21 protein-coding genes are annotated in these 18,470 nt (G+C 74.5%); 16 read left to right on the plus strand and 5 right to left on the minus strand.

Annotated features, from left to right (window positions below; translation table 11 throughout):
* Positions 1-77: 77 nt before the first annotated feature.
* The 4 genes from fliW to ACI78Z_RS23080 are packed head-to-tail and all read right to left on the minus strand — an operon-like array spanning position 78 to position 3,304.
* Positions 78-482 carry a flagellar assembly protein FliW gene (gene fliW / locus ACI78Z_RS23065; RefSeq protein ID WP_457038868.1) on the minus strand — a complete coding sequence of 135 codons (405 nt, stop codon included), beginning with the start codon at positions 480-482 and terminating at the stop codon, positions 78-80.
* A complete protein-coding gene (flgL, locus tag ACI78Z_RS23070; protein WP_457038869.1) occupies positions 479-1,369 on the minus strand; it encodes a flagellar hook-associated protein FlgL in 891 nt (296 codons plus the stop codon). Before flgL ends, fliW begins: the two co-directional genes overlap by 4 nt.
* 4 nt (positions 1,370-1,373) lie before the next feature.
* Positions 1,374-2,822 (minus strand): flagellar hook-associated protein FlgK, encoded by a 1,449-nt coding sequence (gene flgK, locus ACI78Z_RS23075; protein ID WP_457038870.1) that lies wholly within the window; start codon positions 2,820-2,822, stop codon positions 1,374-1,376.
* The gene (locus ACI78Z_RS23080) at positions 2,819-3,304 is read right to left on the minus strand and encodes a flagellar protein FlgN (RefSeq protein WP_457038871.1); all 486 of its coding nucleotides are present in this window, start codon (positions 3,302-3,304) and stop codon (positions 2,819-2,821) included. The genes flgK and ACI78Z_RS23080 overlap by 4 nt, the downstream gene beginning before the upstream one ends.
* Before the next feature lie 320 nt (positions 3,305-3,624).
* Here ACI78Z_RS23080 and ACI78Z_RS23085 point away from each other — a divergent pair, with 320 nt between their 5' ends.
* Positions 3,625-4,473, plus strand: coding sequence for a sigma-70 family RNA polymerase sigma factor (locus ACI78Z_RS23085; protein ID WP_457038872.1), 849 nt, complete (start codon positions 3,625-3,627; stop codon positions 4,471-4,473).
* A 36-nt stretch (positions 4,474-4,509) separates the two neighbouring features.
* On the opposite strand, the gene ACI78Z_RS23090 is transcribed toward ACI78Z_RS23085, so the two are convergent.
* A complete protein-coding gene (locus ACI78Z_RS23090) occupies positions 4,510-5,589 on the minus strand; it encodes a glycosyltransferase family protein (RefSeq protein WP_457038873.1) in 1,080 nt (359 codons plus the stop codon).
* Between the two features lie 367 nt (positions 5,590-5,956).
* Between ACI78Z_RS23090 and ACI78Z_RS23095 the strand changes: the two genes are divergently transcribed.
* The 15 genes from ACI78Z_RS23095 to ACI78Z_RS23165 all read left to right on the plus strand — a co-directional run bounded on the left by ACI78Z_RS23095 (position 5,957) and on the right by ACI78Z_RS23165 (position 18,369).
* Entirely contained in the window at positions 5,957-6,775 is an 819-nt protein-coding gene (locus tag ACI78Z_RS23095) for a flagellin N-terminal helical domain-containing protein (RefSeq protein ID WP_457038874.1), read from the plus strand.
* A gap of 107 nt (positions 6,776-6,882) precedes the next feature.
* Positions 6,883-8,253: a flagellar filament capping protein FliD gene (gene fliD / locus ACI78Z_RS23100; protein WP_457038875.1), complete on the plus strand. Its 1,371-nt coding sequence runs from the start codon at positions 6,883-6,885 to the stop codon at positions 8,251-8,253.
* Between the two features lie 53 nt (positions 8,254-8,306).
* On the plus strand, positions 8,307-8,693 hold the full coding sequence (gene fliS / locus ACI78Z_RS23105; protein ID WP_457038876.1) for a flagellar export chaperone FliS: 387 nt from the start codon (positions 8,307-8,309) through the stop codon (positions 8,691-8,693).
* Complete coding sequence (locus ACI78Z_RS23110; protein ID WP_457038877.1) at positions 8,690-9,049, plus strand: hypothetical protein; 360 nt, start codon at positions 8,690-8,692, stop codon at positions 9,047-9,049. Before fliS ends, ACI78Z_RS23110 begins: the two co-directional genes overlap by 4 nt.
* Positions 9,050-9,370: 321 nt before the next feature.
* Complete coding sequence (locus ACI78Z_RS23115) at positions 9,371-9,718, plus strand: flagellar basal body rod protein FlgB (protein ID WP_457038878.1); 348 nt, start codon at positions 9,371-9,373, stop codon at positions 9,716-9,718.
* 5 nt (positions 9,719-9,723) lie between these two features.
* Positions 9,724-10,128, plus strand: a complete 405-nt coding sequence (locus tag ACI78Z_RS23120; RefSeq protein ID WP_457038879.1) for a flagellar basal body rod protein FlgC — start codon at positions 9,724-9,726, stop codon at positions 10,126-10,128.
* 2 nt (positions 10,129-10,130) lie between these two features.
* Positions 10,131-10,460 carry a flagellar hook-basal body complex protein FliE gene (gene fliE, locus ACI78Z_RS23125; protein ID WP_457038880.1) on the plus strand — a complete coding sequence of 110 codons (330 nt, stop codon included), beginning with the start codon at positions 10,131-10,133 and terminating at the stop codon, positions 10,458-10,460.
* Positions 10,460-12,064, plus strand: coding sequence for a flagellar basal-body MS-ring/collar protein FliF (fliF, locus tag ACI78Z_RS23130; protein ID WP_457038881.1), 1,605 nt, complete (start codon positions 10,460-10,462; stop codon positions 12,062-12,064). Before fliE ends, fliF begins: the two co-directional genes overlap by 1 nt.
* Positions 12,061-13,146 carry a flagellar motor switch protein FliG gene (gene fliG / locus ACI78Z_RS23135; RefSeq protein WP_457038882.1) on the plus strand — a complete coding sequence of 362 codons (1,086 nt, stop codon included), beginning with the start codon at positions 12,061-12,063 and terminating at the stop codon, positions 13,144-13,146. Before fliF ends, fliG begins: the two co-directional genes overlap by 4 nt.
* A 67-nt stretch (positions 13,147-13,213) precedes the next feature.
* On the plus strand, positions 13,214-13,954 hold the full coding sequence (locus ACI78Z_RS23140; protein WP_457038883.1) for a FliH/SctL family protein: 741 nt from the start codon (positions 13,214-13,216) through the stop codon (positions 13,952-13,954).
* Complete coding sequence (locus tag ACI78Z_RS23145) at positions 13,951-15,261, plus strand: FliI/YscN family ATPase (protein ID WP_457038884.1); 1,311 nt, start codon at positions 13,951-13,953, stop codon at positions 15,259-15,261. The genes ACI78Z_RS23140 and ACI78Z_RS23145 overlap by 4 nt, the downstream gene beginning before the upstream one ends.
* Complete coding sequence (locus tag ACI78Z_RS23150; protein WP_457038885.1) at positions 15,258-15,713, plus strand: flagellar export protein FliJ; 456 nt, start codon at positions 15,258-15,260, stop codon at positions 15,711-15,713. Before ACI78Z_RS23145 ends, ACI78Z_RS23150 begins: the two co-directional genes overlap by 4 nt.
* Positions 15,701-16,648 carry a transglycosylase SLT domain-containing protein gene (locus ACI78Z_RS23155; protein ID WP_457038886.1) on the plus strand — a complete coding sequence of 316 codons (948 nt, stop codon included), beginning with the start codon at positions 15,701-15,703 and terminating at the stop codon, positions 16,646-16,648. Before ACI78Z_RS23150 ends, ACI78Z_RS23155 begins: the two co-directional genes overlap by 13 nt.
* A complete protein-coding gene (locus ACI78Z_RS23160) occupies positions 16,645-17,934 on the plus strand; it encodes a flagellar hook-length control protein FliK (protein ID WP_457038887.1) in 1,290 nt (429 codons plus the stop codon). Before ACI78Z_RS23155 ends, ACI78Z_RS23160 begins: the two co-directional genes overlap by 4 nt.
* A gap of 12 nt (positions 17,935-17,946) precedes the next feature.
* Entirely contained in the window at positions 17,947-18,369 is a 423-nt protein-coding gene (locus ACI78Z_RS23165) for a flagellar hook assembly protein FlgD (protein WP_457038888.1), read from the plus strand.
* Positions 18,370-18,470: the final 101 nt, after the last annotated feature.

Raw genomic sequence — 18,470 nt, forward strand, 5'->3', positions numbered from 1 at the left:
GGGTGGGAGCAGGAGCGGGTGGGCGGGTGGGTGGGTGGGAGCAGGAGCGGGTGACGGCTCGGCGTCCGCCACCTGGGTTATCGGCGCAGCGGACGCCGGATGGGAAGCGATCCGTCGAGCAGGACGACCTGCGTGGAGCGCCAGTTGGCGGGGTTGACCACCAGCGGGGCCCGCAGGTTGGCCGTGGCCGCCGCCGGTCCCTCGGCCGGCACCGTCACCAGGCAGTACAGACGGGCCTCCGCGGGGTCGTCGAGCTCCAGGTCGGCGCACACGGCGCGGGGCAGCACCGGTGCGTAGTCCGGGAAGTACATGCCCGGATCGACGGCCAGGAACCGCGGACCCTCCGGCGCCATCGACTGCAGCCAGAACAGCCGCCCGTCCCCGTCGGCGGTCACCAGCACGTAGTCGCGGTGGCCCGGGAACCCGGGCAGTGCCTCGGTCATCGACAGCAGGGGCAGGGTGGCGACCGCGGAGAGCGTCATGCCAGGAAGTCCACGAGCGTCGGCTGGATCACCTGTGCGGTGGCCCGCAGCGCCGCCTTGTACCCGACCTCGGTCTGGTTGAGCTCCATGATCGTCTTGGCCAGGTCGATGTCCTCGACGTCCACGAGCTGCGAGGCCAGGGTCAGCTGCATGTCGGTGTTGACCTGGCCGGCGGCCTGCATCCGCGCCGACCGGGCGCCGACCGAGGCGGCGGCGCCCAGGAGCCGGTCGAGCGCCACGTCGAGCGCAGCGAGGTCGGCGGAGAGCGCGTCGGGGTCGTTCTCCACGTCGGAGGCGATCTTCCCGACCAGCGCGAAGAGGTCATCGGGGCCCGGCGTGCCGAAGGCCTCCTGTCCGGTGACGTCGATGCGGATCCGGTCGGCGTTCGACACCCGCCGGGTGATCCCGTCCCCCACCGGCGGTGCGCCGACATAGGTGCCGTCCGACGCGTACGCCGTCGAGCCCTGCGTGACCCCACCGAAGAGGGCGCGGTCGTTGACGCTCGAGTTGGCCACCCCCAGGAGGCTCTGCCGCAGCGCGGCGACCTCGACGGCGATGGCCTTCTGCGAACTGGTCGAGGCAGCGCCGGTGTTGAGCGCCTGCACGGTCAGCGCGCGCACCCGCTGGACTTGGCCGAGGGCCGTGTTCAGCGCGGTGTCGGTCGCGTCCAGCCAGCTCTGCCCGTCGGAGATGTTCGTGGCGAACTGCTGCACGGCGCTCTGGTCCTGCCGGATCTGCAGCGCCTTGTTGGTCCCGGTCGGCGAGTCCGACGGCGAGCTGATGAGCTTCCCGGAGGTCAACTGCTGCTGCAGCTTCGCCACGGCCGACAGGTTGCCGTTCAGGCCGAGCAGCGCGGTCTGGGTGACGGCCCGGTGGGTGATCCGCATCAGGTCACCGCCCCACGAGGCCGGTGCGGCTGATCAGGGTGTCCAGCGCCTCGTCGATCGCGGTCACCATGCGCGCGGCCGCGCTGTAGGCGTGCTGGAAGGACAGCATGTTGGTCATCTCCTCGTCGAGGTTGACGCCGGACACCGACTCGCGCGCGGCGTCCACCTGGGTGGAGACCACCTTCTGCACCTCGACGTCGCGGGCGGCGACCGAGGCCTCCACGCCGAGCGAGACGACGAGCGCCCGGTAGGTGGCGTCCACGCCACCGTCCTCGAGGCTCAGGCCGTAGAAGGCGTCGGCGTTGTCACCGTCCGCCGAGGGCGCGCCGATGACGCCCGGGGCGTTCCTGGCCGCGGCGATCAGCTCGGGACGGGTGACGCGGACGCTGATGGTTCCGGCGTTGACCTTGGCCAGGTCGACGACGGGGTTGCCGGAGCCGTCGTCCATGAGCGGCTCGGCCGCCCCGGACGCACCGGAGACGTCGTAGCCCTGGGCCTGGACCGTGTTGATCCTGCCGACCAGGTCGCGGGCCAGCCCGTCGAGCGCCCGGCGGTAGTTCGGGAGGGTCGTCGACAGCACCGTGACCTGGCCGCCGGCGGTGCCGCCGAGCGGGAGCGTCGTGCCGCCGAGGGTGGTCACCAGCCGCGGGTCGTCCCCGGCGCCGACCGCGTCGGGGTCGTCGACGCCGGCCACGCGCAGGCCCAGGACGGACCTGCCGGCGACGAGCGTCGTGCCGCCGACGATGACGTCGACCATGCCGTCCGGCGCCGCCACCGACGTGGCCCCGACCTTCTCGGACAGCTGCACGACCAGCAGGTCCCGGCGGTCGGAGAGCTCGTTGGTGGGCAGGCCCGACCGGGTGGCCTGGCCGATCTGGGTGTTGAGGTCGGCGATGGCCGCCGCCGTGGAGTTGACCTCGGTGGCGAGCGCGACCAGGTTGTCGTGGCTCTGCTGCCACTGCTGGTCGAGCGTGGCCCGGGTGGTCCGCAGGCCCGAGGCCAGGATGTCCAGCCGCTCGAGCACCTGGCTGCGCACGGCCGGCTCGGTCGGGTCCTGGGCGTTGGCCAGCGCGTTGAAGCCCGCCCACACGTCGTCGAGCATGCTGCGGATGCCGGTCCCGCCGGGCTCCCGGAAGGCCGCCTCCACCTGGGTCAGCGCCTCGTCGGCCACGGTGAGCTGCGCGGTGCGCGCCGTCTCGACCTGTCCGCGACGCTCCAGGAAGACGTCCCGGATGCGGATCACCTGGTCGGCGTCCACGCCGTTGCCGACCGGACTGCTCACCGAGTGGATCGCCGGGACGGCGGTGCCGCCCATGGCGCGCAGCTCGACCCGCTGCCGGGAGTAGCCCTCGGTGTTGACGTTGGCGATGTTCTGGCCGGTGACGTCCAGCCCGCGCTGCGAGGCCCACAGCGCCGTCCGCGCCGTGTTCAGCCCGCCGAAGGTGGAACTCACAGGGCACCGTCCAGGGTGACCGCGCGGTGCGCGCCCTGGTCGCTGCGGCCGGTGGAGCCGTAGGTGCCGGCCGAGGGGGACTTGACCGACAGCAGCGCGTCGCCGATCGCCGACAGCCCGCCCTCGATGAGCTCCCGGTTGCTGTCGGCCAGGCCGCGCAGTTCCGTCACGAGCACCAACAGCGCCTCGTGGTGCTTGGCGTACAGGTCGTTCCACGGGGCCGGCGCGGCCTCGGCGAGCTTGCGCAGCGAGGGGTTGACCCCGACGCCCAGCCGCTGGGCGAGCACCTCGGTGGCTGCCGCGCGCTCCACCTCCAGCACCCGCAGCTGGTCGAGCACGACCTCGATCTCGTGCGCGATCCGCGACAGCCAGCGGCTCTTGCCCGTGACGATCAGGTACTGCTTCTCCTCCGCCTTGAACAGCAGCAGGTCCAGCAGCTCCTGCTCGCGCCACAGCAACGTCGACAGGTGCTGGTAGTCCACGCGCCCCACCGTCCCTCCGTACTCCCCGGGGCAGACGTCGGTGCCACCCGCGGGTTCTCACAGACCAGCTTCGGCAGCCCCCGGGGGGCCTTGAGCCGAGCACTCGAGTCTGGACAGGTCGGTGCCGAGGAGGGGTGCCGTCCGGGCCCCGGCCTGCCGAGAAGGGGGACGTGAGCCCATCGCGTGCCCAGGCGACCCTGCGGTCCAGTGCCTCCGCCTCGCGCCTCCCCGTCTCCCCGGCCGTCGGCGGCCCCGTCCGGCCGGGCACGAGACGGCACCCCGCCCTCCCCGGCACCACCCCGAGGGACGTCGACGCGCTGGTGACCGAGCACCTCCCGCTGGCCGCCTTCGCGGTCAACGCGGTCGCCTCGCGCATCTCGCTGCCCGGGCACGTCAGCCGCGAGGACCTGCTGTCCTGCGCGCGGGTGGCGCTGGTCGAGGTGGCCCGCAGGTTCGACCCGACCGCCGGGGCGTCGTTCGCCACCTACGCGCTGGCCCGACTGCAGGGCGCCGTCCTCGACGAGCTGCGCTCCGGTGACTGGGCCAGCCGCTCGGTGCGCGCCGCCGCCCGGCGCACCGACGCCGCGGCCGACGCCCTCGCCATCCAGCTGGGCCGCCCGCCGACGCGGGAGGAGCTCGCCGCCAGCCTCGGCATGGCCACCAGCGACCTGGACTCGCTGCAGGTCGACGTCCACCGCGCGGTCATGGTGAGCATCGACGCCGAGACCGGCCCGGCCGGGACCTCCCTCGACCTGCCCGACACCGGGGAGTCACCGGAGCGGGCGCTGCTGCGCAGCGAGCGGTCGCGGTGCCTGCACGAGGCGATCCGGCAGCTGCCCGACCGACTCGACGAGGTCGTGGAGCGCAACTTCTTCGGGGGCGAGTCGCTCACCGACATCGCCGCCGACCTGGGCGTCACGCTCTCCCGCGTCTCCCAGATGCGCGCCCGCGCGCTGACCCTGCTGCACGCGGCGATGAGCGAGGTGTGGGAGGGCAGGGCCGTGCCGGCCGACGGCGGGGTCCGCGCGCGCAACCAGCAGCGCTCCTACGTCGACCGGGTGGCCGGCCGCAACGCCCCGCCGGCCGCGGCCCCGCCGCTCCCCTCCCCCCGTCCCGCCGCGGTGCCCCCGCACCGCAACCCGTGGGTGACGGCCGGCCGCAGCGCCTGAGCACGGCAGCGCCGGAACGGCGGACGGTGTGCTGCATCAGGCGCCGATGCGGTCGGCCCGGCTGCGGTGCTCGCGCGCCTTGCGCCACGCCGTGGCCCACAGCTCGGCGGTGTGCTCGGTCAGGTGGGACGCCAGCACCCGCTCGCGGGCGGCAGCCGCCTGCTCCCGGCGCCAGTCCGGGTCCTCGACCGCCCGGCTGATCGCGGTCGCCCAGTCCCGGGGGCGCTTGGCGCGGTAGCCCAGGCCGAGACGCTCGTACTCGGCGCTCGGCGACCGGACGGCGAAGACCCCGCGCGCGGAGTACTCGAGGACCTTCAGCCAGCTCTTGCAGGTGTTGAACCGGTCCAGGCGCAGCGGCGCCAGGCCGACGTCGAACTGCTGACCGAGCGCCGCGGCGTACCCGTCGACCTCCTTGATCCAGTCGATCTGGATCGGGTCCTCGGCCAGGCGCAGCCGCTCCCGGGCGTCCTCGGCCAGCCCCATGATCGCGAAGCGGCTCCGCCCGCGGGTCCGGTCGAGCGCCTGCTGCAGCCCGGACCCCATCTCCTGGAGGTCGTACGGGTGGGTGCCGACCGTGCCGGTCCAGCCGATGGTCAGGGTGGCGGGGTCGCGCTGGTAGGCGGGGGTCAGCTCGGCGATCCGGCGCGGGATCGCGTTGGGGACCACCATCCCGCGCCCGTGCGGCGCGTACTCCGGCAGCAGGGCCGGGGTGGAGACCGTGACGAAGTCGGCCTCCCGTGCGCAGGCCGCGGCGAAGCGGGCCACGCCGTAGCGGACGAGGGCGTCGTACCCCTGGTGCCCGGGCGGCACGGCGGACAGCAGGTCGTCCATCTCGACGACGACGGCCACGCCCTGGGCCTGCAGCAGTCGCAGGCTGTCCAGCATCTCCTGCGTCTTGGGCAGCTGGAGGACGACGACGTCGGCCCCCTGCGCGTCGACGTCCCGGACGACCAGCGGGCCGTCCGGGTCCCCCGGGGCGGGGGCCATCGTGGTCGTCACACCCCGCTGGACGGTCACGTCGATGCCGAGGCCGGCCTCGCGGACCGCCCGGGCCGGCTCGGCCATGCGGTGGTAGAGGCCCCCGGTGAAGAGGGTCGTGGACAGCAGCACGTTCATGGCCGGAGACGTCCTTCCGGCGCCCGGGTCCCAGGCGCGGGTTCCATCGCCCCGCGGGGACGCCGCGCGGGCGGGGGGATCGGGGAGGCGGGGGCGCGTCCGGCGGACGCCGCACCCCGTCCGGCCACCATCCCGGCCGGCCACCGTCGCCGCCGTCCACCGGCCCGGGGACACGCCGCCCCGTGCCCCGTGCGCCCCAGGCGTCCGCCCCACCCCAGGCCGCGCGCTCCCCGTCCGGGCGAGGTGATCGAGAAAACTCTCGCGGTTCACCTCAAGGTCCGGCCCGTCCCGGCCGTAATGACTCCTGCAAGGCCGCAGCACGGATGCAGCGGTTACCGGATACGACCCGATTCCAAGGAGGAACACCATGGGTCTGCGCGTCAACAACAACATCGCCGCGTTCAACGCCTACCGCAACCTGAACACGACCGATGGTGCGATGAGCAAGTCGCTGGAGAAGCTGTCCAGCGGTCTGCGCATCAACCGGGCCGCCGACGACGCGGCCGGGCTGGCCATCTCGGAGGGCCTGCGCTCGCAGATCGGTGGCCTCAAGGTCGCCGTCCGCAACGCCCAGGACGGCATCTCGGTCGTCCAGACCGCTGAGGGTGCCCTCACCGAGACCCACTCCATCCTGCAGCGCATGCGTGACCTCGCGGTGCAGGCGGCCAACGACGGTGCCCTGAGCGACACCGACAAGGCCAAGGCGAACGAGGAGTTCACGGCGCTGAAGTCCGAGCTGGACGACATCGCCAGCAAGACCACGTTTAACGGCACCAAGCTGCTGGACGGCACCTACACCAACAAGACCTTCCAGGTGGGGTCGAACGCCGGCGAGACCCTCGCGGTCAGCATCGCCGACATGGACGCTGCCGCGCTGGGTGCCTCCGGCACCATCGGCACGGCGGCCGGCGCCTCCGCGGCGATCAACGCCATCGGCAGCGCCATCGCCACCGTCTCCACCGAGCGGGCCAAGCTGGGTGCCGTGCAGAACCGCCTCGAGCACAAGATCAACAACCTGAACGCCACCGTCGAGAACCTGACCGCATCGGAGAGCCGCATCCGCGACACCGACATGGCCCTGGAGATGGTGTCCTTCACCCGGTCGCAGATCCTGTCGCAGGCCGGTACGGCGATGCTCGCCCAGGCCAACCAGAGCTCGCAGGGTGTCCTGCAGCTCCTCGGCTGACCCGGGGCGCTGAGCGCCTGACAGCACGGCACCACCCGGTGAGGGGGGAGGCCCCGGCCTCTCCCCTCACTGGCGTCCCCACCCCCTGACCCCGCCGGGAGGCACCCATGGCAAGCCTGAGCGTCGACGGCCTGGTCTCCGGCCTGGACACCACCACCCTCGTCTCCCAGCTCGTCGCCGCCGAGGCCCTGCCGCAGACCCGGCTGCGGACGCAGCTGAACGCCACGCAGGCCGCGGCGAACGCCTACCGCGCGGTCAACACCAAGGTCGACGCCGTGCGCACCGCCGCGGAGGCGCTCACCGCCGAGGGCCTGGCCGCGGCCCGGACGGCGAGCAGCAGCGCCACCTCGGTGACCGCGAGCGCCACGTCGACCGCCGTGACCGGCAGCCGGATCAGCTTCACGGTGACCTCGCTGGCCTCGACCGCCAGTTACCTCAGCAGCACGACCTGGGACTCCGCCACCACCGACGTCCGCGCCCCCCGGTCACCCGAGCCCTCACCGTGGCCGCTGACGATCAGCCGGCCGGACGGCACCTCCACGGTCATCGAGCCCCCCGCCGGGGCGACGCTCGCGCAGACCGTCGCCCACATCAACGGCCTGGAGGGCGCCGGCGTCCGCGCCACCACCGTGAACACCGGCAACGGCTATCGCCTCCAGCTGACCAGTGCCACCTCGGGCGCCGCCGGCGACGTCGTCGTGCAGGCCGCGGCGGGGACCCCGTTCACCCGGACGTCGTTCGCCACGGACGCGGTGCTGGACCTGGGCGGCGTCCGGATCTCGTCGTCCACCAACACCTTCGCCGAGCTGATGACCGGCGTCTCGGTCACCGTGTCCGAGCAGAACGCGACCGCGGTCGTGGAGGTCGGCGAGGACCCCAAGACGGTCGCCGCCAAGGCGAAGTCGCTGGTCGACGCGGTCAACTCGGCGCTCGGCTCCATCAGGACGCACAGCAACTCCGAGACGGGCAGCACCGCCGCGCTCAAGGGCGACTTCGAGCTGCGCACGCTCACCGGCCAGCTGCTGCAGGCCGTCTCCGACGCGGTCGGCGGGGCGGGCTCCCCCGGCGCGATCGGCATCGAGCTGACCCGCGACGGCACGGTGACCTTCGACCAGACGGCGTTCCTGGCCAAGCTGGCCTCCGACCCCGACGTGGTCCAGCGGATGCTCGCCGGCGCGCCGGGCGACGACACGACCACGCCGGCGACCCCCGCCGTCGACGGGCTCAGCCAGCGCCTGCAGACCCTCGCCGAGCGGGCGGCGGACTCGACGACGGGCACCCTCACCCTGCTGGCGCAGGGGCGGGACACGCTGGCGAAGGACTTCGAGTCGCGCATCGCGGACTGGGACCTCCGGCTGGCCGCCCGCAAGGCGACGCTGACCCGCCAGTTCACCGCCATGGAGACCGCGCTGGGCTCGCTGCGGAACCAGTCGACGTGGCTGGCCGGCCAGCTCGCTTCGCTGCCCAGCTCAAGCTGAGGCCCGCGCGGCCGATCCTCCCAGTACCCCCGCTTCCCCAGGAGACGCACACGATGAGCACCGCCTCCCTCCGTTCCCGCTACCTCGGCGACTCGGTCGCGACGGCCTCCCCGCAGCGGATCCTCGTGATGCTGTACGACCGGCTCGTGCTCGACCTCGAGCGCGCCGAGATCGCCCTCGACACCGGCGACCGCGTCGAGGCCGCCGCGCAGATCCAGCACGCCCAGGACATCGTCTTCGAGCTGCGCGAGAGCCTGCGGGTCGACGCGTGGGAGGGCGGTCCGCGGCTGGCCGCGCTCTACAGCTGGATGATCACCGAGCTCGTGCAGGCCGGCGTCAAGCGCGACCGCAACCGCGTGTCGGCCTGCCGGCAGATCGCCGAGCCGCTCCGGGACGCGTGGCGGCAGGCCGCCGTCACGCTCGCCGGCACCTCCGCATGACCCCCGGTCGCCCCTCCCCGGCCGGCGGCGGGGAGGCGTCGCGCGACTGGGCCACCGTCCTCGACGAGCTCGAGGGCGAGGTGCTCGCCGCCGAGTCCACGCTGCGGTCCGACCGCGAGGACGCGATCGCCGCCTGGGGCCGCCGCGCCGAGGACTGGGTCCCACCCGCGTCGGCCCTGGGCCCGGTCCCCGAGGACCTCCGCGAGCGCGCCGCCCGGCTGCTGCAGCACCAGCTCGCGGTCGCCGAGGAGCTGGTCGAGCGGATCATCCAGTCCCGCCGGCAGCGCGACGTCGCCGCCCGGATGTCCTACGGCCCGCCCCGCCCGGTCGCCTCCTACATCGACAGGGCTCTCTGAGAGCCACACCCCATACTCCTCTCGCCCCCCGTGGCGCCGGCACCGGCGCTGCGGGGGGCGTCGTCGTCCCCGGGGCAGGACCCACCCCGCGAGGTCCGCTGCGCACCGCGAGTCACAGTCGGCACCTCCACCCCACCGGAGTACAGCCACCACTCCCGTGAGGGTCTCCTGGTCAGGGGCCGACGGGCCGGTGCCGATGACTGCAGAGCACGGAAAGCGCACCTCTCGCCACGGATCGGCGAACCACTCACTCGCTCGCGAGTGTCTCCTGCGTACCCGGAGGCCGATCGTGTCCTGCCGCCCTGCCCGCGGAACCGCCCTGTGATCGGCGACGTCACCTCGTCGGCCCTGCACTCCGCCCTGTCCGGGCTCGCCCAGCGGCAGCGGGTCACCGCCGACAACATCGCGAACCTGCAGACGCCCGGCTTCCTGGCCGGCCGCGTCGACTTCGAGACCGGCCTGCGCGGCGCCCTGGCCGGCGGCCGGACCCCGACCGCCACCACGGGCACGGTGCGCCGCTCGATGGAGCCCACCCGGATGGACGGCAACAACGTCAACCTCGACGCCGAGACCGTCATCGCCACCGAGACCGGCCTGCGCTACCAGCTGGCGCTGGGCGCCCTCGACGGCAAGTACAACGTGCTGCGCACGTCGCTGCGGACGGCGTGACGGGCATGAGCACGTTCGACTCGCTCGGAATCTCCGGCTCCGGGCTCCTCGTCCACCGCAAGTGGCTGGACGCCGTCTCGGACAACATCGCCAACATCAACAACGTCACCTCGACCGACCAGGACGCGTTCCAGGAGCGGCTGATCGTGGCGCAGGCCGTCGACTACGGGTCCGGCGAGGGCGGGGTCCGCGTGGCCCGGGCCGAGTACGGCAGCGCCGAGGGGCGGGTGGTCCACGAGCCCGACCACCCGCTCGCCGACGCCAACGGCTACGTGAAGTACCCCGACATCGACCTGGGCGACCAGATGACCCAGCTGATCATGGCGCAGCGCGGCTACCAGGCGAACCTCGCCGTCGTCGAGCGCGCCACCACCGCCTACCAGGCCGCACTCCAGCTCGGGAAGGGCTGACCATGACCTCCCCCATCGGCGGCGTCTCGTTCCCGACCGCGATCACCGGGCTGTCCGGGGTCACCGGGGCGGCGGCCACCCCCGACGTCGCGCCGGCCACCGCGGCCGGCGACAACGGCTTCGCCTCGGTGCTCGCCTCCTCGCTGGAGGAGCTGCAGGCCAAGCAGGCCACGTCCGACGGTCTCGCCGTCCAGGCCGCCACCGGCGACCTGCGCGACGTGCACGACTACATGATCGCGGCCAACGAGGCCAAGCTCGCCACCGACATGGTCGTGACCATCAAGAACAAGGCCGTCGAGGCCTTCAACGAGATCCTGAGGATGCCGGTCTGATGCCCGCTGCCCTCGCCGGGCCGCTGGAGCGGATCCGCTCCGCGCTGTCCACGATCAGCCTCGGCCAGAAGGTCGTCATCGGCCTGCTCGCCGCGGGGCTGCTCCTCGGCGGGTTCTTCTTCTACCGCTGGATCACCGCCCCGACCTACGCGCCGCTGTTCTCGAACCTGGCGTCGGCCGACGCGTCGGCGATCGTCGAGGAGCTGAACGCGGCCGGTGTCGCCTACGAACTCGCCGACGGCGGCGGGACGATCATGGTGCCGAACGAGCAGGTCTACGACCTGCGGCTGTCGATGAGCGGCAAGGGCCTGCCCGCCGGCAACGACACCGGCTACGCGCTGCTCGACGAGCAGGGCATCACCACCAGCGAGTTCCAGCAGCAGGTGACCTACCAGCGCGCCCTGCAGGACGAGCTGTCCCGCACGCTGGAGTCGCTGGAGGGCGTGCGCACCGCCGTCGTGCACCTGGCCCTGCCCGAGGAGGAGGTGTTCGCCTCCGACGAGGCCGAGCCCACCGCCTCGGTGCTGCTGGACCTGGCACCGGGCACGGCGCTGGACAGCGGCCAGGTGCAGGCGGTGACCAACCTGGTCTCCTCGAGCATCGAGGGCATGGACCCCGAGCAGGTCACCGTCGCCGACGCCGCCGGCACGGTGCTCTCGGCTCCCGGCCAGGGCGTGACCGCGGCCGCCGGCGACGCCCGCTCGCAGCTGGAGCAGGACTACGAGGACCGGCTGGCGTCCAACGCGCAGGCGATCCTCGACCGAGTGCTCGGCGTGGGCCGTGCCCAGGTCTCGGTGCGCGCCGACCTCGACCTCGCCCAGCGCAGCACGACGTCCGAGACGCACGTCTACGAGGAGGGCACCCCGCCTCTCTCGGAGAGCACGACGACCGAGGAGTACACCGGCAACGGCGCCGCCGTCGGCGGCATCCTCGGCCCGGAGAACCAGGCCGACGCCGGGGCCGGGGCCGGGGCCGGGGAGTCGACGTACAACAAGGAGTCGACGACGGCCAACAACGCCGTCGGCACGGTCGTCGAGACCGTCGAGGCCGCGCCCGGCACCATCAACCGGCTCACCGTCTCCGTCGTCATGGACGAGGCCGTCGCCGGCAACCTCAACCAGGCGCAGGTCCAGGACCTGATCGGCAACGCCGTCGGCCTGGACGTGGCCCGCGGTGACGACATCACCGTCGCCTCGATGGCCTTCGACACCAGCGCCGCGGACCGGGCGGCCGAGGAGCTGGCCGCCGCCGAGGAGGCCGAGCGGCAGGCGCAGCTGTGGTCGATGGTCAAGACCGGCGGCATCGCCCTCGGCATCGCCCTGCTCGTGCTCGTCGTCTGGCTGCGCTCCCGGCGCGGCCGGGAGGACGAGGAGGACGAGGACTACGAGGCGCTCGAGCTCGCCGACGACGTGATGGCCGAGCTGGACCGCATCCGCATCGAGAGCACGCGGGCGGCACCGCTCGTCGACAACGCGCAGCTCGAGCTCGAGGCCGCCGAGCGGGCCCGGGTCCGCAGCGAGATCGCCACCATGGTCAGTGAGAAGCCGGACGAGGTCGCAGCGATGCTGCGCGGCTGGCTGAGCGAGAGCGGTGCGAAGTCATGACTCTGGCGTCCGTCGAGCAGATGGTCGGCATGGCCCCCGCGGCCGCGCCGACCGCCGTCCTCCCCGCCGTCCGCGAACGCCGGGAGATCCCGGGGCTGCGCAAGGCCGCGGTCTTCATCGCGCAGCTGTCCAAGGAGGAGGCCGGCGCGCTGCTGGCCAAGATGCGCCCGCGCGAGGTCGAGCAGGTGACCCGTGAGCTGATGAAGCTCGGATCCGTCGAGCCCGACGACGTCGACGACGTGCTCGAGGAGTTCCACCACCTCATGACCGCCCAGCGGTTCGTGGGGCGCGGCGGCGTCGAGTTCGCCCGCGAGATCCTCGCGGCGGGCCTCGGCGAGGACAAGGCCGACGGCATCCTGTCCCGGCTCAACGTCGTCTACACCGAGGTGCCCTTCGCCTCGCTCCGCAACGCCGACGTCCGGCAGCTGGTGACCTTCCTCAAGGACGAGCACCCGCAGGTCATCGCCCTGGTGCTCGCGCACCTGACCGCCGCGCAGTCGGCCGAGGTGCTCTCCGGGTTCGCCCCGGAGCAGCAGGCCGCGGTCGCGCACCGCATCGCGACCATGGACCGCACCTCCCCGGAGATGGTCCGCCTGGTCGAGGAGGAGCTCGGCCGCCGCATGGGCTCGCTGCTCGCCCACCAGGACATGAGCACCGTCGGCGGCGTCGAGACCCTCGTCGAGATCATCAACCGCTCGCCGCGGCCGACCGAGCGCTCCATCCTCGAGTGGCTCGACAGCACCGACCCGGAGCTGGCCGAGCAGGTGCGCGCGCAGATGTTCGTGTTCGAGGACATCGTGACCATCGATGACCGCTCCCTGCAGCTGGTGCTGCGCGAGGTGGAGGCCAACGACCTGGCCACCGCGCTCAAGGGCGTGCGCCCCGACGTCCGCGACAAGGTCGTGCGGAACCTCTCCGAGCGCGCCGCCGAGAACCTGGCCGAGGAGATCGAGCTGCTCGGCCCGGTCCGCACCCGGACGGTCGAGGAGGCGCAGGCCAAGGTCGTCGGCGTCGTCCGCACCCTCGAGGAGCAGGGCGTGCTGACCATCTCGCGGGGCGGTGAGGACGATTTCGTCGCCTGAAGGACCCCCTGCCCCCCGCCACTCGCAGGCTCGCGGCGGGTCCCTGCAGGGGGCCGCCGAACTCCGGGTGACGCGGGAGTCCGCGCTGCTCCGCGGCGGCTCCGCCGCGCAGGCCGCGCCGCGTGCGGCCTACACCCGCGCGGTGCCGGTCCCGTCGCAGCAGACCGGCGAGCGGCGGACGACGGTCCGCCGGGCGGCCGACGTGCCGGTGCCCGGCGGCCGGACGTCGTTCCGGCTCGGCGACGTCTACGCCGAGGAACTGGCCCGGCTGCGCGAGCACGCCCGCCAGGAGGGCTACGCCGCCGGCCACGCCGAGGGCAGCACGGCCGCCGCCACCGTCGTCGCCGAGGCCGAACGGGCCGCCGAGGCACGCCTGGCCGAGGTCCAGGCCCGCTGGGAGCGGCGGATGGTCTCGGCCACCGCGGCCCTCGGTGCGGCCGTCAGCCAGCTCGAGCAGGCCGCCCTGCCGGTCGCCGAGGACGTCCGCGACTCGGTCATCACCATCGTGCTGACCCTGGTCGAGGACGTGCTCTGCCGCGAGCTGGCCCTGACCGACTCCCCCGTGGTGGACGCCGTCCGCCGGGCGCTGACGCTGTGCCCGGCCGACGCGCCCACCGTCGTCCGGCTGCACCCCGACGACCTCGCCGAGCTGCCCGCCGAGGCGCTGGCCGAGCTGCCGGACACGGTCCGGGTCGTCGGCGACCTCGCCGTCGAGCGCGCCGGCGCGATCGCCGAGACCGGCCCGTCCCGCGTGGACGCCCAGCTGGGCGCCGCGCTCGAGCGGGTCCGGGCGGTGCTGGCACCGTGACACTCGGGCTCCTCGCCCGCGCCCGCGCGGCAGCCCGCCCGCAGGTGACCGGTTCGGTCGTCGGCGCGATGGGGCTGACCCTCTCCGTCGAGGGCGTGACCGCCGCCGTCGGCGACCTGGTGGAGATCAACCCCTCGCCGCGCGGGGGCCTGCTGGCCGAGGTGGTCGCCGTCGCCCGCGAGCGGCTCACCTGCATGCCGCTCGGGGAGCTCTCCGGCGTGCACGCCGGCGCGCGGGTGCGCGCCACGGGCATGCCTCTGCAGGTGCCGGTGGGCGAGGCGCTGCTCGGCCGGGTGCTCGACGGCCTGGGCCGGCCGGTGGACGGCGGCCCGCCGCTGGACGCCCGCTCGCTGGAGTTCGTCGACCTGGTCAGCGAGACCCCGCACGCCCTCACCCGCACCCGGGTGGAGGAGCCGCTGACCTCGGGGGTCCGGGTGCTGGACACGATGGTCCCGCTCGGCAGGGGCCAGCGGCTGGGCATCTTCGCCGGCTCGGGCGTGGGCAAGTCCACGCTGCTGGCCCAGATCACCCGCGGCACCGACGCCGACGTGCGGGTCATCGGGCTGATCGGCGAGCGTGGCCGCGAGGTGCGCGAGTTCCTCGAGGAGAACCTCGGTGCGGAGGGGATGGCGCGCACCGTCGTCGTCGTCGCCACCTCCGACGAGCCGCCGCTGGTGCGGCTCAAGGCGGCGTTCGTCGCCACCCGCATCGCCGAGGGCTTCCGCGACCAGGGCCGCGACGTGCTGCTGATGATGGACTCGATCACCCGCACCGCGATGGCCCAGCGCGAGGTCGGCCTGTCGGCGGGCGAGCCGCCGGCGACCCGCGGCTACCCGCCGAGCGTCTTCGCGATGATGCCCAAGCTGCTGGAGAAGGCCGGGACGGCGGCGGTCGGCTCGATCACCGGCCTCTACACGGTGCTGGTGGACGGCGACGACCACAACGAGCCGATCGCCGACACCGCCCGCTCCATCCTCGACGGCCACGTGGTGCTCACCCGCAAGCTGGCCACCGCCGGCCACTTCCCCGCGATCGACGTGCTCGAGTCGATCTCCCGCGTGGCGACCGCAGTCGTGCCGCCGCCGCAGATGGCCGACGCCCGCGAGGTGCGCCGGCTCCTGGGCGCGCTGCGCGACGTCAGGGAGCTCATCGAGATCGGCGCCTACCAGGCCGGCACCGACCCGCTGGTCGACCGCGCCCGGCAGCTGGCCCCGGCGATCGAGTCGTTCCTGCAGCAGCCCACCGGCGAGCTCACCCCGGCCGGCGAGTCGTGGGCGTGGCTGAACCGGATCGTCCGGTCCGCGTGAAGCGGGCTCCCTTCCGGCTGCAACCGGTCCTCGAGGTGCGCCGCACCGAGGAGCGGGCGGCCGCGCTCGCCGCGGCCGAGGCCGCCCGGACCGCCGCCGAGGCCGACCGCCGCGCGACCGAGGCCGAGGCCGCGCTCGCCACCGTCCTGCCCACCGGCCCCACGGACCCCGGTGCCTTTCGCGCGCGAATGGCACTGTCGCGGCTCGCCGCCGAGGACGCCGCCGCCGCCCGGTCCCTGGCGACCGCCTCCGCCGAGCAGGCCGAGCTGGTCCGCGCGGCCTGGACGGCGGCCGCGCAGCGCACCAAGGGCCTGGAGCGGTTGCGAGAACGACACCTGCAGGCGGTGCGACTGGCCGAGCAGGCTGCCGAGGAGAGGTCCGTGGACGACCTCGTCACCGGCCGCTCCGGTCGCCGCGCCCGCACCGACGGGGAGGCGGCGTGGACGGACTGACCGCGGTGCAGTCCCGGATCAGCGAGATCCGGGCCCGCTTCCTCGTCGCGCCCCGCCCGGCGGCCTCTGCCGACTGGACCGCGGCCGCCACGGCCGCCGGGCTCATCGGCGCCGCCGCTCCCACCGCGACCGCGCCCGGCGCCGCCGGCAGCGCGTCCGAGGGCGCCGTCGTCGCCGAGGCCCGCAGGTACCTCGGCGTCCCCTACCTGTGGGGCGGCACCGACCCGGCCAAGGGCCTCGACTGCTCCGGTTTCACCCAGCTGGTCTACGGCAACCTCGGCATCGACCTGCCGCGCACCTCCTCGCAGCAGGCCACGGCCGGCCGGCCGGTGGCGAACCTGGCCGACGCCCGCCCGGGCGACCTGGTGTTCTTCGACCACTCCTCGGGCCGCCCCGGGATCGACCACGTCGGCATCTACGTCGGGGACGGCAAGATGATCGCCGCCCCGCAGGCCGGCGAGGTCGTCAAGGTGCAGGACGTCGGCAACCCGTCGGTCATCCGCCGCGTGTTGCCGGCCGAGCCGGCGCCGGCCGCGCCGGCCGCGGCCTCCCTGTCCGGCGTCCCGTACGCCGACCTCTTCACGCGGGCCGGCAGCCGGCACGGCGTCGACCCGGCGCTGCTGGCCGCCGTCGCCCAGCAGGAGTCCGGGTTCGACGCCTCCGCGGTCTCCCCCGCCGGCGCCCAGGGCCTCATGCAGTTCATGCCCGCCACCGCCCGGGGCCTGGGCGTCGACCCCTTCGACCCGGCCTCGGCCGTCGACGGCGCGGCCCGCTACCTGGCCGACCTGACCGAGCAGTTCGGCTCTCCCGAGCTGGGCCTGGCCGCCTACAACGCCGGGCCCGGGACGGTCCGCCGCTATGGCGGCATCCCGCCCTACGCCGAGACGCAGAACTACGTCCGCAGCGTGACGAGCAAGGCAGAGGCCCTCCGATGACAGCACCTCTGGCACCGGCCGCGCCGGCGCCGGCCCCGACCGCCGCGAGCCCGGCCGCGACCGACGCACCCGACGGACGCGAGCGCTTCGCCAGCGCCCTGGACACCGCCCTCGACGACGCGGTCAGCAGCGGGCAGGGCGGTCCCCGCGGCCGGGGACGGGCCGCGACGACCGGGGACACCCCGGCCGAGCCGGCCCCCGACGCCCCGGACGGCGAGCAGCCCGTCGTCGAGCCCCCCGTCGCCGGCGCCGGCATGCCGCCGGGCCTGTGGGCGCTGTTCACGGGGATCGGCCCGGCTGCGACCGGGCCGGCGAACGCCGTCGCGCACGCGGCCGCCGGCTCCGCCGTGGTCGCGGTCGACGCGGCGGCCGGCGCCGCGCTCGGTACCGCCGCGCTGCCCGTCGTCCCGGACGGCGTCCCCGCGGCGGTGCCGCCCGCCGGCCTGCCCGCGGCCGGGCTGCCGGCCGGTGCGGTCCCCGTCCCGGCGGCACCCGCGGCCGACGCCGTCCTGCCCGGCGCTCCCGTGCCGGCCCCGGCGACCGCTGCAGCGCCCGACCCGCTCCCGGGGCTGACCGTCGTCCTCGCCGGCGCCGACGCGCCGGGGACCCCGACGGCGCCGGAGCTCGGAGCCCCGGACAGCGTCGTCCCGCTCCCCCAGCCGGCCGCCGCCCCGGCGACGGCCGGGGGCGCGGACACCGGCACCGGCACCGGCTCCGGCCAGGACGGCCCCGCGCCCGCACCCGCCCCGGCTCCGTCAGGGGCTCCACTCACCGCCGCGGGAGCTCCCGCCCTCCCGACGGCGGCGCCGGTGCCGGTCGCCGACCCCGCCGCTCCGGCCGCGCCGGCACCCCCGGTGTCGGGTCAGGTCGCGCAGCAGGTCGCCGTCCTGCGCACGGCGCCGGACGGCACCCACACCCTGACCGTGGTGCTCACCCCGGAGGCCCTCGGGCCGGTCGAGGTCCAGGTGACCCTGAGCCAGGGCGCGGTCGACCTCTCGCTGAAGAGCGCCACCGAGGCCGGCCGCGCCGCGCTGCTCGAGGCTCTGCCGGACCTGCGCCGCGACCTGGCGAGCGCCGGCCTCACCTGCACGAACGCCTCGGTCGACCGCGACGCGGGCGGGGCGTGGGCGTCGGCCCAGCAGCACGCCGCCGGCCACCGCGCCGGCAGGCACGGGCAGTCCGACGGCCGCGGCCGGCCGTGGCCGCGCGGCAGCGACGGCGACGCGGACCGGCCGGTCCGCGTCAGCACCACCCCGGGTCAGTCCGGCCTGGACGTCCGGGTCTGAGAGGAGCGACCGATGACCAGCCCCGTGTCCGGGGTCGGCGGCACCGCCGCCACGACCGCCACCAGCAGCGTGACCCGCACCGACCAGATGGGCAAGGACGTGTTCCTGCAACTCCTGGTCGCCCAGATGCGCTACCAGGACCCGAACAGCCCGGCCAGCACCACCGAGTTCATGTCGCAGACCGCGACGTTCACCCAGGTGGAGAAGCTGGAGGAGATCGCCGCGCAGAACGCCTCGCTGGTGGCCCTGCAGCGCTCGCTCTCCGCCGGGGCCCTCGTCGGCCACACCGTCAGCTACACCGACGAGAAGGGCGCCACGGTGACCGGCACGGTCGGCTCCGTGCGGATCTCCGGCGACGAGCCCAGCGCGGTCGTGGACGGCGTCGACGTCCCGATCGGCCGGCTGACCGAGGTCTCGCTGCCCGGCACCCTCTGACCCCCCTCCCCCGGCGGGGGGGCGCGGCACCACCCCCCCCCCCCCCCGCCCCCCCCCGCCGCCCACACCACAAACCCCGGTCAATTAGAAGCCCACACCCC

This window comes from Geodermatophilus sp. SYSU D01176 (genome assembly GCF_054050015.1).

Coding starts and splice junctions, on each gene's coding strand:
- fliW (WP_457038868.1), bottom strand. CDS start 482: ATGACGCTCTCCGCGGTCGCCACCCTGCCCCTGCTGTCGATGACCGAG.
- flgL (WP_457038869.1), bottom strand. CDS start 1,369: ATGCGGATCACCCACCGGGCCGTCACCCAGACCGCGCTGCTCGGCCTG.
- ACI78Z_RS23090 (WP_457038873.1), bottom strand. CDS start 5,589: ATGAACGTGCTGCTGTCCACGACCCTCTTCACCGGGGGCCTCTACCAC.
- ACI78Z_RS23095 (WP_457038874.1), top strand. CDS start 5,957: ATGGGTCTGCGCGTCAACAACAACATCGCCGCGTTCAACGCCTACCGC.
- fliD (WP_457038875.1), top strand. CDS start 6,883: ATGGCAAGCCTGAGCGTCGACGGCCTGGTCTCCGGCCTGGACACCACC.
- fliS (WP_457038876.1), top strand. CDS start 8,307: ATGAGCACCGCCTCCCTCCGTTCCCGCTACCTCGGCGACTCGGTCGCG.
- ACI78Z_RS23110 (WP_457038877.1), top strand. CDS start 8,690: ATGACCCCCGGTCGCCCCTCCCCGGCCGGCGGCGGGGAGGCGTCGCGC.
- ACI78Z_RS23120 (WP_457038879.1), top strand. CDS start 9,724: ATGAGCACGTTCGACTCGCTCGGAATCTCCGGCTCCGGGCTCCTCGTC.
- fliE (WP_457038880.1), top strand. CDS start 10,131: ATGACCTCCCCCATCGGCGGCGTCTCGTTCCCGACCGCGATCACCGGG.
- fliF (WP_457038881.1), top strand. CDS start 10,460: ATGCCCGCTGCCCTCGCCGGGCCGCTGGAGCGGATCCGCTCCGCGCTG.
- fliG (WP_457038882.1), top strand. CDS start 12,061: ATGACTCTGGCGTCCGTCGAGCAGATGGTCGGCATGGCCCCCGCGGCC.
- ACI78Z_RS23160 (WP_457038887.1), top strand. CDS start 16,645: ATGACAGCACCTCTGGCACCGGCCGCGCCGGCGCCGGCCCCGACCGCC.
- ACI78Z_RS23165 (WP_457038888.1), top strand. CDS start 17,947: ATGACCAGCCCCGTGTCCGGGGTCGGCGGCACCGCCGCCACGACCGCC.